The 14,596-nt window shown below is 46.0% G+C and carries 13 protein-coding genes and 1 pseudogene; 13 read left to right on the top strand and 1 reads right to left on the bottom strand.

Annotation, left to right across the window (positions count from 1 at the left end; genetic code table 11):
* Positions 1-49 precede the first annotated feature (49 nt).
* From DXB00_RS07985 to DXB00_RS08030, 11 genes and pseudogenes are all read left to right on the top strand, one after another.
* Positions 50-1,756, top strand: coding sequence for a sensor histidine kinase (locus tag DXB00_RS07985; RefSeq protein ID WP_119214766.1), 1,707 nt, complete (start codon positions 50-52; stop codon positions 1,754-1,756).
* Positions 1,734-3,341: a response regulator gene (locus tag DXB00_RS07990; protein WP_119214767.1), complete on the top strand. Its 1,608-nt coding sequence runs from the start codon at positions 1,734-1,736 to the stop codon at positions 3,339-3,341. Before DXB00_RS07985 ends, DXB00_RS07990 begins: the two co-directional genes overlap by 23 nt.
* Positions 3,338-4,606 carry an ABC transporter substrate-binding protein gene (locus DXB00_RS07995; RefSeq protein ID WP_119214768.1) on the top strand — a complete coding sequence of 423 codons (1,269 nt, stop codon included), beginning with the start codon at positions 3,338-3,340 and terminating at the stop codon, positions 4,604-4,606. Before DXB00_RS07990 ends, DXB00_RS07995 begins: the two co-directional genes overlap by 4 nt.
* Positions 4,607-4,676: 70 nt before the next feature.
* Positions 4,677-4,829, top strand: coding sequence for a hypothetical protein (locus DXB00_RS16340; protein ID WP_158581279.1), 153 nt, complete (start codon positions 4,677-4,679; stop codon positions 4,827-4,829).
* 394 nt (positions 4,830-5,223) lie between these two features.
* A complete protein-coding gene (locus tag DXB00_RS08005; RefSeq protein ID WP_158581280.1) occupies positions 5,224-5,532 on the top strand; it encodes a helix-turn-helix transcriptional regulator in 309 nt (102 codons plus the stop codon).
* A 596-nt stretch (positions 5,533-6,128) separates the two neighbouring features.
* Positions 6,129-6,347 carry a DUF6870 family protein gene (locus tag DXB00_RS08010; protein WP_119214771.1) on the top strand — a complete coding sequence of 73 codons (219 nt, stop codon included), beginning with the start codon at positions 6,129-6,131 and terminating at the stop codon, positions 6,345-6,347.
* Positions 6,348-6,496: 149 nt separating this feature from the next.
* Positions 6,497-8,185: a recombinase family protein gene (locus tag DXB00_RS08015; protein WP_119214772.1), complete on the top strand. Its 1,689-nt coding sequence runs from the start codon at positions 6,497-6,499 to the stop codon at positions 8,183-8,185.
* Entirely contained in the window at positions 8,186-9,886 is a 1,701-nt protein-coding gene (locus tag DXB00_RS08020) for a recombinase family protein (protein WP_119214773.1), read from the top strand.
* Positions 9,886-11,457: a recombinase family protein gene (locus DXB00_RS08025; protein WP_119214774.1), complete on the top strand. Its 1,572-nt coding sequence runs from the start codon at positions 9,886-9,888 to the stop codon at positions 11,455-11,457. Before DXB00_RS08020 ends, DXB00_RS08025 begins: the two co-directional genes overlap by 1 nt.
* Positions 11,458-11,619: 162 nt before the next feature.
* A pseudogene (locus tag DXB00_RS17950) lies at positions 11,620-11,712 on the top strand (AbrB/MazE/SpoVT family DNA-binding domain-containing protein); the annotation flags it as partial.
* A 27-nt stretch (positions 11,713-11,739) separates the two neighbouring features.
* The gene (locus tag DXB00_RS08030) at positions 11,740-12,120 is read left to right on the top strand and encodes a stage V sporulation T C-terminal domain-containing protein (protein WP_330427923.1); all 381 of its coding nucleotides are present in this window, start codon (positions 11,740-11,742) and stop codon (positions 12,118-12,120) included.
* 460 nt (positions 12,121-12,580) lie between these two features.
* Here DXB00_RS08030 and DXB00_RS08035 read toward each other — a convergent pair whose 3' ends face one another.
* Positions 12,581-13,204, bottom strand: coding sequence for a peptidase C39 (locus DXB00_RS08035; protein ID WP_118729682.1), 624 nt, complete (start codon positions 13,202-13,204; stop codon positions 12,581-12,583).
* Between the two features lie 158 nt (positions 13,205-13,362).
* Between DXB00_RS08035 and DXB00_RS08040 the strand changes: the two genes are divergently transcribed.
* On the top strand, positions 13,363-14,019 hold the full coding sequence (locus DXB00_RS08040; RefSeq protein ID WP_199677291.1) for an ABC transporter ATP-binding protein: 657 nt from the start codon (positions 13,363-13,365) through the stop codon (positions 14,017-14,019).
* Between the two features lie 84 nt (positions 14,020-14,103).
* On the top strand, positions 14,104-14,592 hold the full coding sequence (locus tag DXB00_RS08045; protein ID WP_118729684.1) for a deoxycytidylate deaminase: 489 nt from the start codon (positions 14,104-14,106) through the stop codon (positions 14,590-14,592).
* Positions 14,593-14,596 lie beyond the last annotated feature (4 nt).

The raw sequence follows: 14,596 nt of genomic DNA on the forward strand, positions 1-14,596 counted from the left end.
ACCAGAAGTTTTTGAAAGATATAATTAAAGTATAAAAGGAGGGGCTGAGATGCAAAAGTATACATTAAAAAGGCAGCTCCTCCTTTGCTTTGTGCTGGGGGCGTTGATACCGGCAGTCATTGCAGTTTCCGGTTACTTTGTATCTGTTCAGACACAGACAGCTGAATGGATGGCGCAGCAGGAGCGGCAGGGATTGGAACATGCATTAGAACTGGTGGAATATCAAACGACTCAGATGGAGGATCTGTTTTATTGGATACAGAATAATGAAATCTTACATAATATGCTGAATCAGGAGGATGGTCAGCAGTATTCGCAGGAGCATTATTTATTCAAACATCAGATTCAGGAAGAGTTTTACCGGCGGATGATTTCTCAGTATATTCTGTCGCTGTTTATTGTGGGTGAAAATGGGCTGGATGTTCGTATGGGAGTGGAAGCGCCGCTGATCGACCGCATGGAATTGATTGCGCAAACGGCAAGTCGCACCGATGATACAAACTGGGGCGCGTTAAGCAGTAATTTATGCTCGTTTAGTAATTACAGAAGAGTGGTGTTATATGTTCGGGACTTAACCAGTAGTGCGGGAGACCAAAAAAAAGGACGTGTTATCGCGCTTCTGTCGCCTGCGGTTTTCAATGATGTAATTGGTGCGGCGGATCTGAATGATAAACAGGTTTTATTGCGTAATGCAGAAGGTGATATCTTATCTGTACAGGGAGTGATGCAGGAAGGGCGGAAAATGCAGTATAATGTTCAGTCGGCAGCGACTTCTTGGTCACTTGAGGCACATGTTTCAACTGAATTGCTGCAGATGCAGCAAAAATCTGCATGGGTGATTGGAAGCATGCTGGTGGGAATTGTACTACTTGTCATAGTAGTCAGCAGTATTTTGCTGACAGACCGTTTTATTCAACCTCTGCAAACAGTTATCGAAAACGTGAACCGGTTATCCGAAGGAGATTTTGATCACTCGCAGAAGGTAGGGGGAGCCTATGAGATTATGCGGCTTAACCGACATATTCTGGACATGGGGATCAGCCTGCAGAAACTGATGCAAGAGAAAATTGTACAGGAACGTGAACGGAAGAAAGTGGAGCTTAACGTGCTGCAAACACAAATGAATCCACATTTCCTGTATAATACACTCAATTCAATGAGATTGATGGCTGGTATGCAGGGAAAGAGCGGAATTGCTAACATGCTGGAGAAATTGGGGAAATTACTTCGTGCAAATTTAGCGGTTGAAGGGATGGAAATTCCGCTATCGACAGAATTAGAGTTGCTGGATAGCTATGTGTACATACAAAATATTCGTCTGAATGGAAAAATAAGATACACGCGTGAAGGGGTACCCGCCGCGCTGATGTCGCAGCAGATTGCAAAGTTTACGCTGCAGCCTATAGTCGAGAATGCAATTTTGCATGGTATGAATGGAAAAGATGGAAAATGTGATTTGCAGATCTCAGGTTGGGAGCAGGGACGATTTGTTTATCTGTCGGTGCGCGATACAGGAAAAGGCATGCAGGCAGAGCAAGTTAATCAGTTGCTTCAGTGTCTGTACAGCAAACAAAATACAAGCGGAAAAGAGGAAGGCGGGAATGGCATTGCGCTGAGCAATGTGTTGCAGCGTTTGCAGCTTTATTTTGGATCTTCGTGTGGGCTGAATATTGAAAGCGAATGGGGTAAGGGAACAGTGGTAACGCTGTGGATACCACGGAAAGGGGATCTGGATGTACCGGGTGCTAATAGCTGATGATGATGCGACAATGCGAATCGGTTTGCGAACAATGCTGAATTGGGAGCAGCACGGCTATCATATTGTTGCGGAGGCAGAAGACGGCCGACAGGCGTTAATGTTGTATCGTACAACTCAGCCGGATATCGTGATTACAGATATGAAAATGCCAGAGATGGATGGCGTGACGCTGATTAAAAATCTTAGTCAGGAAGAAAGTGTCCCAGTGATTTTAGCTCTAAGTGGATATGATGATTATAAGTTGGTTCGCGAGGCAATGAAGTGCGGTGCCATAGATTATCTGCTGAAACTAGAATTAACCCCCAGTTTGCTGTTGAGCGTTTTGATGCAGGCTGAGCAACGTTTTACAAGACAGCCGGATACAAATGAATATGAAAAGAAATCGATGCTGCGCACGCGCGTATTACGCGACTTTGTAAGCCGATTCTATCTAAGTGCAGCAGAGATGGAACAACGCATGAGTCAGGCAGATATTATTTTTCCATCCTCCAACAAAGCTTGTTTTTTAATTAAGACAGGAGATGTTTTTCGCTTTGAAGAACTGCCAGAGGAAGAATATCACACACTTGAATTCTCTGTAATCAATATTGCGCAAGAAATCGCGCGGGAAAGTTTGTGCGTTTTTTGTGTTGAAGGAAAAACAGGTGAATTTTATCTGATCGGAAGCGCCATGAAAGACACAGGAATAGAGGAATTTGAAAAGCTGTGCATGGAGACAGCTGAGCGAATGGAAGAGATGCTGCGCATCTATTTGGACCTTTCTTGCGTTATTGGTATTGGTACGGAATATGGCGGGATTGATGCGTTGCAAACTGCGCGTTACCGTGCGGCAGAGGTGGTACAATATGCGTTTCACTTTCCGGAGAAAAGAGTATTGCTGTTTCACGATGGTCTGTTGCCGGTACAGCCGGATAAGGCGGAAGAATGGTACGTTTTTGAAGAAAAACAGAAGATTCAAAACGGCCTAAGCGCAATGGATGATGAGGTTATAAAACGATCATTTGCGGCGATACAGCATAAGCTCAGCCTTATCCGCTCTCGCGAGCAAATTCTCTATATGGTGATGATGCTTTCAAGTGCAGTATATGAATACTGTGTGCAATGCGCGATACCAGTAGATAGGTTGCTTCCCGAAGGTTTTAAGGGAGACTCGGCATTACTGAAATTGCAGACACGAGAACGGTTTCTCAAATGGATCGAGCAGTTGCAACGCAATATAGAGGTCTATTTTGCCGAAGAAAATCGAAAAGGATATCAGTTTATCATTCAAAAGGCGGAGAAGTTGATTGAAGAACATTATATGGAAGAGTTATCTGTTCAGCAGGTAGCAGCGCAGCTTCACCTTTCGCCTGGATATCTCAGTACGCTGATGAAACGATATACCCGAATGAGCTTTGTAGAATATATGACTTCGGTGCGTATCAAGCATGCGAAAAGTTATTTGCGGAAGAGTGGTTTTCGGGTTTATGAAATCGCTGAACTGGTTGGCTATCCGGATCAGTTTTATTTCAGTCGTATTTTTAAAAGAGTTACGGGCCGCTCGCCCGCAGAGTATCGCAAACAGCATGGAGGGTCGCCATGAAAAAACATGTACTCTGGGGCGTGATAGGAATATGTATCATATTGGGAATAGCACTTTTTGTTGTGCAGACAATGCGTAAGCCACAAGAAGAGCCGCATGTATTACGGGTATGCTTGTGGGATTATGATGTTGTCTCGTATGACCGCAAATTGATTGCGGCCTTTGAAGAATCTCATCCTCATATTCAGGTTGAAGTGGTGGCGTTTAATTCCTATTATTATAATAAAACATTGGAGAGCATGCTTGAATCAGGGCAGCAAGCGGACGTGATTTTTGTCAACCAGTTAGAGTCTCTTTCTATGTTGCAGGAACAGGACATGATTTATCCGATCGATGCGTTTTTGGAGAAGGATAAGCTTCCACTGGACTCGTATTTAGCTTTGGATGCTTTGCGTGATTCTCGGAGCGGCGAGCTGCTTGGTCTGCCGTATCGGATGGATCGATTTATGCTATATTTCAATAAGTCAATGTTTGATGAGGCTGGTGTGCAGTACCCTGATAGTAATATGACATGGCTGGAGTTTGAGGAATTGGCCAAAACGCTTCAGCAACATATTTCCCTATCATCAGATCAATATAGCGTTTTTCAGTTGATCGCTCCTAGCCGCCAGATGTCTTTTTTAACAGATGAGTTTTTTTCGGTAGCGAACAGCTCTTTTGAAGAGTTGCGTCCTGGTTTGGAGTTAATGCTACGAATGCAGGAGGAAGGTGTAATGAAGCCTTTAAGCGAAATGTCAGATCAAGAAGGTGTGCAGCGTATGTTCGAACAAGGTGATTATGGGATGTTTGTACACGGAAGCTGGTTCCTGAATTATCTCATTAATGATACGAAAAACGGAAAGATTTCCTTTGAATGGGGAGTTTGTGCACCGCCTAGTTGGAAAAATGAAGAAAGCAGAATAGATGAGATTTGGCAAACTCCGGTATGCATTTCTCGGAATACACGTGAACGAGAAGCCGCGTGGGAGTTTGTAAGTTTCGTCTGCGGACCAGAAGGTGCCGCGATTCTGGCAGAAGAAGGAATGCTGCCTGCTTGTCTCACCAATGAAGTGAGGGAGATATTTTCACAGAATGTGAAGCAGTTTGATGTGGATGCATCACTGCTTTTGGATGGTTTCGATTATACGCTTTATCCGATTTCTGAGCAGATACATATTTTGAAGGAACAAATTGATAAAGAATATACAAAAGTGATGTTGGGGATCGAGTCGGTTGATGAGGGACTGCAGAACATGGCCTCAATTCGGGAAGGTTGGAGACAATGAGAGAAAGAGGATCTCCATTACTCGCTTGCCGGACAAATCCGCTGATTCTGTGTTGGCCGCCTTTCAGAAGATGCAGTCTGAACTGTGGGATTACTTCGGCAAGGTATTCCGTACCATCACAACGGATAACGGTCCTGAGTTTGCCCGGCTGGCGAAGTTGGAAACGGAAACGAATGCCGTGGATGAATTCCTTGGCATTGCACCGGAAGCCGATATATTCTGATTGTACACCGGATACCTTGATGGTATCCGGTGCTTTGCTTTGTGGGGAGGGAGATTTGACGGTTACTAATTCAGTGTTGCCTCGTAAGCGATTTTTGAGAAGTGTCTGACCTTTTTCTGGGTTGGGCACTTTCCTGTTTTATGAAATTGTATTGCGCGGTATTGCCCTAACACAGAGGCACTCGCTGTGGACCTTTTATTTGACTAAATGCGCAACTTCATTTTACAACACGCGAATAAAAGTGCTTGAGCAAAAAAAATTTTTGAAATTCCACGATTCGTGTACTCAAAACACCAACTGTTGACTAAAATTTGGTATTCTATATATAGGCAACAGGTCATCAGTCTGTTTTATCAACTTGCGCAATCGAATGAAGCACATGGAGCACACCCTTATGAAACACATTCTCCCTGAAAATATAAAGAAACTTCGCTTAGAGAGAAATTTGACACAACAGCAGCTTGCAAAGGAACTTGGTATGACGAGCTCTTCCATTTCGGCGTATGAAAGCGGTGTACGTTCTCCGAGCATTGACAATCTGTGCAAGCTGGCAGCGTTTTTTTCAACTTCGGTGGACTATATGATTGGATACATACCGCCGGAGTATAATTCGATTGGGCGCAGAGTGATGGAAGAACAGCTTGTGACATCGGTTCGTGAAACCGTAGAAGAGTATATGAAACGTTATAGCCACTATTTTTGATTTCAACCATTAGTTAGATGTTTGTGGTTTGCAGCGCATCACCATACAAATAGATATTCCTGATGAATGCGCTGCCTTATCATTCTGTTCGAGCACATCTGACAAGGTGTCCTCGAACAGGCTGATACCCAGCCTAAGATCACATTTCATCTCGATTGCTGAACCTTGACAATAGGATATCAGTGCTGCGGATCTTTCCGGTACTGTGTAGCAACACAGTTTTCGGCGCCATGACTCCAATCGGACGAGCGAATCACGATGAACTATAACAACCGTGTGGTACGGTTGCTTGCGATGATACAGTGACCAGGTATAATGATACTCCCGTTTTCTATCAGTAAAGCGGCTCGGAGCGATCCTCGGAGGGGTGAAATTCCCGTGATGCCGACAACCAGCGGCAGTTCGCAGCATTCCCATATTGGCAGGGGGCGAGCTGCAAATATGCCATATAATACTGAAAAAGGTCGTAAGATCTTGTCGGTGAATACAATGGACAGCAGTTTTGCTGCTGTCCATCAATTTGCAGATAAGATTTATGCTGTTGTGAATTGCGAGGAAAATTATGGTTATAATGTATCGTACAAGGCGGTGATTAAATGGAAGAAAATCGAAAAGAACTGCTTGACTCTCTGGTGGATATTCGTGACGTAGAGATCGACAAAACATTGCCGATAGAGGAACGAATGAAATCCTATGTAGAGCAAATCAAGAATCCCTATATGTTTAAGGTAGGCGAGACTATTGTGAGAGTTTCTTATGCGAATACACAGGAAACTCTCAATGATAATTTTGTGAACCTTTTAGCAAGTATGTAATATGGAAAAAGATTTATCTTGTTCCAGTAAAATTCGCTGGATAAGCGAATGGTACTATGCTATAATAGGCATGGACAAAATCAAGCGAAACACCACTGCATACTTGTTTTCGGATAGATGATCGAAATAAAGTAAGGAGTGGCGTTTTTATGTTAAACCTAACATTGGACAGAGAGTATAAGGCCGCCATCTACCTGCGATTATCAAGGGAAGATGGCGACTTTTCTGTTGTAAATGAAAAAACGGAAAGCAACAGTATTTCCAACCAGCGGCTGTTGATCAAGGAATATTTGAAAAAGCATCCGGAAATCGCAGTTGTACGGGAATATTGCGATGATGGCTATACCGGTGCGAATTTTGACCGACCGCAGTTTCAGCGCATGATGGAGGCCATCCGTGTCGGTGAGATAGACTGCGTTGTGGTAAAGGATCTATCGCGTTTCGGCCGAGAATATATCGGTGCGGGTGAATACATTGAGAAGGTATTTCCTCGCCTGGGCGTTCGCTTTATCGCAATCAATGATAATTATGATAATGCCAAGCCGGATGCCGGCAACAATGCATTGGTGCTGCCGTTCAAAAACCTGATGAATGATTCCTATTGTCGTGACATTTCGATTAAGGTAAGAAGTAATCTGGATGCCAAGCGGCGAAATGGACAGTTTGTAGGCGCTCATGTACCGTTTGGGTATATGCGTGCTCCGGACAATAAAAATCAGTTAGTGATTGATCCCCCTGCTGCATCGGTAGTGCAAGATATTTTTCGTTGGAAAATTGAAGGTTTATCCCCGAATCGGATTGCAGACAGGCTCAATGAGATCAATGTTCCTTCACCTATCGAATATAAAAAGGCGCACGGATCGAAGCAGCGTACCTGCTTTCAAACAAAAAAAGTTGCTGTTTGGAGTGCAGTTGCTATATATCGTATTCTGAGAAATGAAGTTTACACAGGCACGCTGGTTCAGGGAAAGACAACTTCTCCGAATCACAAGGTGAAAAAGACGATTGCAAAGCCGCAGACAGAGTGGTCGCGCACCGAAAACGCACATGAAGCGATTATTTCTCCTGCACAGTTCGACCTTGTCCGTAAAATTATGCTGGAAGATACGCGCAGTCCGGCAGGGGCTCCCGGAGTACATCCGTTTTCCGGTAAAATCTTTTGCGCTGATTGTGGAAGTCCGATGGTGCGTAAGGTAAATCATCACGGCAAACGAGAATATGCTTATTTCGTGTGCAATGGCAACAAACATGATAAAAAGTCGTGTTCTTCCCACATCATTAAGGAATCTATTGTTTATGATACGGTACTGGCCGTTGTACAGGGTCATATTGCGGCTGCTATGAATATGTCGGCTGCATTAGAGCAAATTGATCGTTTGGCATGGGAAAATCGTGAAATCGAAAAGATCAATGCCAAAATTTCGTTTCAAGAAGAAATGATTGAAAAAAACAGACGGCTGAAAGTTGGTGCATACGAAGATTTCAAAAGCGGATTTATTACGCGCGAGGAATATAAGGCTTTTACAGCCCAGTTTGATATACAAATCAATGAAGCTACTGAAGCAGTCAATCAGCTTATCAGTGAGCGCAACAGTGTGATGGACGGACTGGTGGCACAGCAAGGATGGCTGGAGCAATTCAAGCAGTACAAAAATATACAGGAATTAACTCGAAGCACAGTGGTAAATCTGATTGATAATATCCGCATCCATGCAAGTAAAGATATTGACGTTGCGCTGATGCATGGAGATCGCTTTGCATCGATTGTTGCTTTTCTAAAAGAAGAGCAAACCGGACAAACGCAGCAAGCAGCGCAGCTTGTAAAAGGGGTGATATAAGTGGCAAGAGTATCGAGAAAAAAACAGAGCGTGCAGGCAGCGGCATTAGATGCTCCTGCCCGACTCTGGAAAACAGCGATTTATGTCAGACTTTCAGTAGAAGATAACGGATCAGGCTCAGACTCGATTGATAATCAGATTACTCTTTTAGAGAACTATATTTCCAATCACGCATACCTGACACAGGTCGCTTTATATGTTGACAACGGATATACCGGCACAAATTTTCTCCGGCCGGAGTTTCAGCGTATGATCGAGGCAGCCAAGGCCGGAGAAGTAGAGTGCATTGTTGTGAAAGATTTGTCCCGACTGGGCCGAAACTATATTGAAAGCGCACGATTTATCGAAAAGGTATGTCCTTTCTTAAACCTGAGATTTATTTCGGTCAATGACGGACTGGATACGGAAACGATGACAAACGAGAGTCACCTTGCGATATCGCTTTCCAACATCATCAATGATTTCTACGCGAAAGATATTTCGCGCAAAGTAACGTCTGCACTGCGTATCAAGATGGAACGCGGTGATTATATAGGTAACTATGCACCGTACGGATACAAAAAAGATCCGCAGAATAAGAATCATCTTATAATTGATGACGAGACAACACCGGTCATTATACAAATCTATGAGTGGCGTGCGCAAGAAATCAGCTATATGGGAATATGCAAACGGCTTAATGATGCCGGTATTCTCTCCCCCAGTGAGCTTAAACGAGTACGAGGGATAGAAACTAACTTCAACAAGAAAGACCGGAAGATACTGTGGAATAGACACATGATTAAAGAAATTCTGAACAATGTAGTCTATATTGGCCATCTTGCGCAGAAAAAGGGAAGTCAGTGCTTGTACAACGGAATACCATATCATATCACATCATCGGAGGAATGGATTGTGGTCAAAAACACGCATCAACCGTTGATAGATGAAAACTTGTTCTGCAAAGTGCAAGAGGTTAACCAGATTGCCGCAGCGCAGGCGAAAAACAATAGCGGTAAATATGCGCATCTTCCGAGAGAGCAGAATATTTATGGGAAAAAGTTTACCTGCGCGAAGTGCGGAGCTGTTATGAAAATGCACCGCTCGATTAGCTCTAAAGGCGATAAGGCATACTATGTATTCAAATGTCCGACTTATGCTGAGCATGGTGCGCGGGCTTGCAGCGACGTTAAAATCAGAAAAAAGGATTTAGATACAGCGGTATTTTCTCTCATTAGAACGCAGACGAGCACTTTTATAGAGAAAGCAAAGATCATGCAAGCTATGACAACAGCCGCAGCGCAGCAGCGTATGCAAAGCCCTGCTGAGCAGGAGGTTCGCATACTGCGTCAAAAGTTGGAGCACAAACAGGTGCTACTCAGCGGTATGTATGTTGATTTTAAGGAGGGCCTGCTGACAGAGGAGGAATATCAGCATCACAGGAATGTGATTAGCGAAGATATTCATATTCTGGAAAACAAACTGTCTGAACGAGGATGTGTGCAAGATACAGAAGCAGAGCAACTGAACGAAATCATGAAGTGGCAATCCCAAATGGAACATCTGCTGGATGCGACTGAAGTATCTTCCGAAATGGTCAATGCATTCATTGCATCTATGAAGCTGCACGAGAGCGGAAAGCTGGAAATTGAGCTAAATTTCAAGGATGAACTAACGGCGCTGCTCGACGCTTGTAAGCGGATTACCGGTGAGGTGGCTTGATGAAAGAGCGAATTGCAATGTACCTGCGCCTGTCGCTTGAAGATGTGGATAAACGTTCTAACAGCCTGAAAGAGGAAAGCAACAGTATTGTCGCGCAGAGATCCCTTATTGACAGCTATTTGAGCCAGGACACCCAGCTTTGTAGTTTGCCGCGAATGGAATTTTGTGATGACGGTTTTTCAGGTACGAACTTTCAGCGCCCGGATTTTACAAGGATGATCGAATGTGCAAAGCATGGTGAGATAAGCTGCATTGTAGTGAAAGATCTATCACGCTTTGGTCGCGATTATCTTGAAGTTGGAGATTACTTGGAACATATTTTTCCGTTCCTTGGTATTCGGTTTATCTCGATTAATGACCATTATGACAGTTTGCAGCATGAAGGCAAGACCATAGGTATGGATGTAGCCTTCAAAAATCTTGTCTATGACTATTACAGTAAAGACCTCTCCAAGAAGGTTAAATCTGCTATGAGCATGAAACAGCGTGAAGCAAAGTATGTAAATACTGCTCCGTATGGATATGTGGTTGATCCGGCAGATAAACATCATCTGATTATTGAGCCAAACACGGCAGTGGTTGTTCGACGTATTTTCATGGATGTAATCGCAGGAAAGTCTTGCACACAAATAGCAAAAGAGTTGAATGCAGAAAATATTCCTACTCCGGCACAACAGAAATCCGTAGTTCGCAAGACTTTCCAGTCGAAGGCTCAATGGACCCATTGGAAAGTACTCAAACTGATAGAAAATATCAAATATACTGGTACAATGGTTAATCACACAAGAGAAAGTAGATTTATTCGAGACAAAAGTCAATGCCGACTTCCGCCGGAAGAATGGTTCATTAGAGAAAATGCACATGAAGCAATTGTGACTCGTGATGAATATCAGCAAGCACAAGAAGCGATTCCGCACCGAAAAAAATCAGTCAGGGTATCTCATGACCAGTCTGATCGTGTGTACTTCTGTGCTCACTGCGGCGGAAAACTGGAGAAAGCCAATGGTACGGTATTTGCATGCCCTGCTCATCGCTACCATAAAGCAAGCATGTGTGCTAATGTTCGCTGGCGAAAAGCGGATTTGGAATCCATTATCTTCGAAGCGCTGAAAAGACAGATTCGTATTGTTCGCCTTGAAGCTACTACAAAACAGTCGGACAGCCTATCGTCTGATAATGACTTGGAGAAAAAGCTCTCTCTGTTGAATATGCGGTATAGTAGCTGTGATCGAGAAAAAATTGCACTTTACGAAAGCTATCGAGAAGGCGTATTGAATAAAGATGAGTACCTGCTTCAAAAGAATGCTGTCGTAAAGCATCAGACAATGCTGAAAGTGCAAATCGAAGACTGTGAAGCTGACATTCAGAAAAAGCACAATATAGCATCAGTTGACGAGAAGCGCCGGCAAATGCTTCGCCCTATGGATAATCTCACAGATGCTAAGCTGAAAACATGTTTATATGATGCAGTAGAGCGTGTTATCATTTATGATACCGAAAGCATAGAAATCGTGTGGAAGTTCGATAGAATCGAGGAATCCGTAAATAAAAATACCGAGATCTCAAAGTGATCTCGGTATTGATTTTTGTTATGGTGTCCTAAAATAACACAATCCGTCGCAAAAACTTGCAATAATTTTGGGGTATAAAGCTCTAAAATCGTGCTTTATTGTGAGAAATAAAAACAAATATTTTTGTGTTTCCCCTACTTGACATAAGGGGACGATCTCGGCCGCGTTGTTATTCCGAAGGAGATCAGAAGAACGCTTAGGATTCGAGAGGGCGACCCGTTAGAAATCTATACCGACCGCGACGGCGAAGTGATTTTCAAGAAATACTCCCCGATGGGAGAGATGGGCGCGGTATCCGCCGAGCTGGCGGAGGCTATGGCGCGTACAGCGGGCATGAGCTGTGCCATCTGCGACAGGGATGCGGTGATTGCGGCAGCGGGCGGTGCGAAAAAGGATATTCTGGAGCGGAGTATTTCATCCGAGCTGGAGCAGCTGATGGAACGCCGCGAATGTTACGAACGCGGTGTGGACGAGCAGCCGGAGGTGCTTATCTCCTCTCAGGACGGCTGCGCGGTGGTTGCGGCGGCGCCAATCATCACAGACGGCGATGTCAGCGGCTGTGTCGCGTTTGTCAGCGAAAAAGAGGACGAAACGGCGGATGAGGTGCTGCTCAAGCTGTGTCAGTCGGCGGCGCAGTTTTTGTCCAAACGCATTGCAGTGTGAAAGGAGCGTTCTCTATATGCACAGGCACGATCACAAAGAGCGTGAGCCAAAGGCCTTCCCGCAGTACGATGATGCGGCGCATATTGACTCGGCAGCAGTGGCCGAGCTGCGTCGTGGGAGCAGACACGCGAGCCGAAAGGCGATCCCAAAGCAACGGCCTACACGGAGAAATACTGCGAGGAGCAGCCGGAATGAAAACGGTGGAGGCTGTCGTGAAACTACAGCTTCGCCGACAAGCGGGAACGGATCGTGGGCCGTTCCAAAGTTGTCCGAAAGTTCCCATACGGTAACTTTCTCCCTATAGAAGTCAAAAAAGTCAGGTACACGCCCTGACTTTTTTGGCATTTGTAAGCAAATGCTATTTAACGCGCGCTGTCGCGCGGATTATTTGAAATGGCAGGGATATCATTTTTTACAGACTGAAACGGCGGAACGATACAAATCGTTCCGCCGTTTGGCGTTAAATCATATATTCGATGGTATTCTCTGCCGTCAGGCGCGTCCGGTCATTAAACAGGAGAATGGCTTCGCGGGTGTCAATCTCGCCAAGCGCGTAAACCTCGTGGGTCTCACGATCGAAGCAGGGGCGCGGCACGAGCCGATTGTATTCGCACGGGTGGTCGTACACCATCTGCACGCCGTCCGTATCGAGCGGCTGATCAAGATAATACGGGTCAAACATGCGCACCATGTCGTTCTCATCAATGCCGGTGAGTGTCACATAGTGTTCGCCGTCGAAGTGCAGGCGCACCACGGCAGCGCCGCCGCAGCGGAGTGCATCGCGCAGACGGCTGTTCTGCCCGAAATTCACCGCCGGACCGGACAGATACTGCGTGGAGATGTGAAGACGGCCGATTTTGCCGAAGCCGTTCAGCCAGTTGCTGAGAAACATCATCGCCGCACAGGAGGTGCCGCTTTTGCCGCTCACGCCGTCCGAGCCGTAGCAGTCCAGACAGTACAGCATGATGTTGCGGACAGCCTCCGGCGGGATATCCTCACGCTCAAACAGGAATGCGAGCGCATTGAGCATGGAGGTTGGACCGCAGTCATATTCGGAAAGCTGGTAGCGCAGCGGATTTTTCATAGGGGAACCTTCTTTCGTGTGGCGTATTCCTACCGGATTACTATATAATAGTAAGGTCAATGCCGATCAATGTCAATACAAATTTGCGGAAAGCGCATATTCATGGTATGATAAGTATACTTCCCGCCAAAGATAGGGTGGGAAGGAGTGAATCGGCATTGCTAAAACTGATTCATGCGAGTAAAATATATGCTAAGAACGGCATTTGTGCGCTGAACTCAGTCGATCTGACCGTGCAGGACGGTGACTACATTTCGGTGACCGGCGCATCCGGATCGGGCAAAAGCACACTCATGCATATTCTGGGTCTGCTGGACAGCCTGACTGACGGCGAATATCTGCTCGACGGAGCAGCAGTCGCACATTTGCCGGCCAAACAGCGGGCGCGTCTGCGCAGTGAGAAGATCGGCTTTGTGTTTCAGCAGTTCCGGCTGCTGACGGGCATGACAGCGCTGGAAAATGTTGCGCTGCCGCTGGCGCTGCAGGGCATTCCGCGGGATGAGCGGAGCAAACGCGCACTGGCGGTTCTGGAGCACGTTGGCCTGTCTGATCGGGCGAATCACCGGCCGCACCAGCTTTCCGGCGGACAGCAGCAGCGGGTGGCAATCGCACGGGCGGTCGTGACAGAACCGTGCGTGATTCTGGCGGATGAGCCGACCGCAGGACTGGATCCTGCTGCGGCGGACAGCGTGCTGGAGCTGTTTGACCGATTGCATCGGTCGGGGCATACGCTGGTGCTCATCACACACGATGAGCGGGCAGCGCAGTGCGCCGCAAGGCGGATGCATCTTGAAAACGGGTGCCTTTTCGGGTGAGATTATCCGGCACCGGATAATCAGTGCATGAAAATAACGCAATCAAACCTAACAGGTTTTCCTATATAGAAGGAGGAAACAAAAATGGACCGTCGGGACAAAACAAACTACTACCTCGACATGGCGCAGGTTGCGCTTGAGCGCGGAACCTGTCTGCGCCGCAACTTCGGCGCGGTCATCGTTAAGAACGACGTCATCGTATCCACCGGCTACAACGGTGCGCCGAGAGGTCGTGCCAACTGCATCGACATCGGCACCTGCATTCGTCAGAAGATGGGCATTCCGCGCGGCGAAAGATACGAATTCTGCCGCTCGGTGCATGCGGAGATGAACGCCATTATTGCCGCTCCGCGTGACCAGATGATCGGCGCGACGCTGTACCTGGTCGGCCGCGATATGTCCACCGGAAAGATCATGTCGGACGCAAACTCCTGCACGATGTGCAAGCGCCTCATCATCAATGCGGGCATTGAGAAGGTGATTATCCGCCGTGACACAGATACATATGACACCGTGAATGTGCACGACTGGGTGGAGAATGACGACACGCTCGGCAGCAGCATGGCATACTAAACAG

Origin of the sequence: Butyricicoccus sp. OF10-2 (genome assembly GCF_003481925.1) — a bacterium.
GTDB classification, from domain to species: Bacteria; Bacillota; Clostridia; order Oscillospirales; family Butyricicoccaceae; genus Agathobaculum; species Agathobaculum butyriciproducens.